At 73.7% G+C, this 2,564-nt stretch carries 2 protein-coding genes; both read left to right on the plus strand.

All coding sequences use genetic code 11. The annotated features are described in order from the left end of the window. The coding region (locus ACFP3V_RS31615) for an SbcC/MukB-like Walker B domain-containing protein (RefSeq protein WP_380591212.1) at positions 1 to 656 on the plus strand (656 nt) is incomplete at its 5' end. Positions 657 to 740: 84 nt separating this feature from the next. Continuing rightward, positions 741 to 2,390 (plus strand): glycoside hydrolase family 13 protein, encoded by a 1,650-nt coding sequence (locus ACFP3V_RS31620; RefSeq protein WP_380591215.1) that lies wholly within the window; start codon positions 741 to 743, stop codon positions 2,388 to 2,390. The last annotated feature ends 174 nt before the right edge of the window (positions 2,391 to 2,564 follow it).

A 2,564-nucleotide genomic window follows, 5' to 3' on the forward strand; every position in this document is an offset into this window, starting at 1 on the left:
CCGCCGTCCGGGCCCGCGCGGCACGCCAGCGCTGCGCCGACCTGGACGCCCTGAGTGCGGAACTCGCAAGCCGCGCCGCCCAGTTGACGCCCCTGCTGGAGGAGCACGCGGAACTGGCCGAGCTGGCCGCGCTCGTCGCCGGCACCGGCCGCAGCAACCGCCGCCGGATGTCTCTGGAGAACTACGTGCTCGCGGCGCGCCTGGAGTCCGTGGCGGCCTCGGCCGGGGCACGGCTGGCCGTCATGTCCGGCGGCCGGTACACCCTGGTCCACAGCGACGCCCTGGCCAAGGGCAACGCCCGCTCCGGTCTCGGCCTCAAGGTCGTCGACGCCTGGACCGGCCAGGAGCGGGACACGGCCACCCTGTCCGGCGGCGAGAGCTTCTTCGCCTCCCTGGCGCTGGCCCTGGGCCTGGCCGACGTGGTCACCGACGAGGCCGGCGGCGTCCCGCTGGACACCCTCTTCATCGACGAGGGCTTCGGGTCGCTGGACGCGGAGACCCTGGAGGACGTGCTCAACGTGCTCGACTCGCTGCGCGAGCGCGACCGGGCCGTCGGCATCGTCAGCCACGTGGCGGACCTGCGCGACCGGATCCCGAACCAGCTGGAGGTGCGCAAGACCCGCACCGGGTCCACGCTGCGGCGCGTCCTGGCCTGACCTCTTGCGCGGGGCCGGGGGCGCGGGTTGGACTGGTGCGGACCGTTCCGGTCCACACCGTTCCGGTTCGCCGAGGAGGCAGCTTTGGCCGCACCGCAGGACCCGTCCCCGCAGCCGCAGCACCTGAGCGGGCGTCAGCCCTGGTGGCGCCACGCCGTGATCTACCAGATCTATCCGCGCAGCTTCGCCGACGGCAACGGCGACGGCACCGGGGACATCGCCGGCATCCGCTCCCGGCTCGGCCACCTGGTGGAGCTCGGCGTGGACGCGCTGTGGCTCTCCCCCTGGTACACCTCGCCGCTGGCGGACGGCGGCTACGACGTCGCCGACTACCGCGACATCGACCCCCGCTTCGGCACCCTGGAGGAGGCCCGCGCGCTGGTCGCGGAGGCGCACGAGCTGGGGCTTCGGGTCATCGTCGACATCGTGCCCAACCACTCCTCCGACGAGCACCCCTGGTTCCGTGCGGCGATCGCCGCCGGCCCCGGCTCACCGGAGCGCGCCCGCTACCACTTCCGTCCCGGGCGCGGCGCCCACGGCGAACTGCCGCCCAACGACTGGCAGTCCCACTTCGGCGGCCCCGCCTGGCACCGGCTCCCCGACGGCGAGTGGTACCTGCACATGTTCGCGCCCGAGCAGCCTGACTGGAACTGGGAGCACCCGGAGGTGCGGGCCGAGTTCGAGTCCGTGCTGCGGTTCTGGCTGGACCTGGGGGTGGACGGCTTCCGCATCGACGTGACGGACCACCTGGTCAAGGAGTCCGGCCTGCCGGACGCGGAGGGCCACCACCACCGGCCCCACCCGTGGCGGGACCAGGAGGGCGTGCACGAGGTCTACCGCGCCTGGCGCGCCATCGCGGACTCCTACCCCGGCGAGCGCGCCTTCGTCGCCGAGCTGTGGGAGACCGACCCGCACCGGTTCGCCCGCTACCTGCGCCCCGACGAGTTGCACACCGCCTTCAACTTCCCGCTGCTGAAGTCGGCGTGGGACGCGGCGGAGCTGCGGCAGGTCGTGGACGACACGCTCGCCGCCCACGCCCTGGTCGGCGCCCCGGCCACCTGGGTGCTCAGCAACCACGACACGACCCGGCACGTGACCCGCTACGGACGCGCCGACACCCGCTACGACTTCGAGCGCCACCTGCGCCACGGCCTGCCCGTGGACCTGGAGTTGGGCACCCGCCGGGCCCGCGCGGCGGCGCTGCTGACCTTCGCCCTGCCGGGCAGCGTCTACGTCTACCAGGGCGACGAGTTGGGCCTGTGGGAGGTCGAGGACATCCCCGACGAGCTCCGCGAGGACCCCACCTGGCTCCGCTCCGGCGGCGTGGACCGCGGCCGCGACGGCTGCCGCGTACCGCTGCCGTGGAGCGGCGACCGGCCGCCCTTCGGCTTCAACGCGGACGGCAAGCCCCCGTGGCTCGACGTGCAGCCGTCCGCGTGGGCTGCGCTGACGGTCCAGGCGCAGGTCGGCGACCCCGCCTCGCACCTGTCCCTGTACCGGGCGGCCCTGCGGCTGCGGCACGAACTGGAGGGCCTGGGCGACGGCCCGATGGAGTGGCTGCCGAGCCCGGACTCCGTCCTGGACTTCCGCCGGCCCGGCGGATTCCGCTGCGTGGTCAATCTCGGACCCGAGCCCTACGCGCTCCCGGAGGGCGCGGAACTCCTCATCGCCTCGGGTCCGTTGACGGGCCCCACGGTCCCGACGGACACGGCGGTCTGGCTCCGCGAAAGCTGACGCACATGGCTGGAGGCCCCACTCCGCACGGGGGGACGGCTGGGGCCTCCACATTCATCCTACGAGCTGCCGGACACCCAACCAGCGGAAACCCCACCAGGAATCACTGTCCCATCAACCGATGGCACCCACATGCCCCGCAGGGGCACAACCCCGCAGGGGCACAACCCCGCA

The sequence above is a fragment of the Streptacidiphilus monticola genome, from assembly GCF_042658505.1.
Classification (GTDB): Bacteria; Actinomycetota; Actinomycetes; order Streptomycetales; family Streptomycetaceae; genus Streptacidiphilus; species Streptacidiphilus monticola.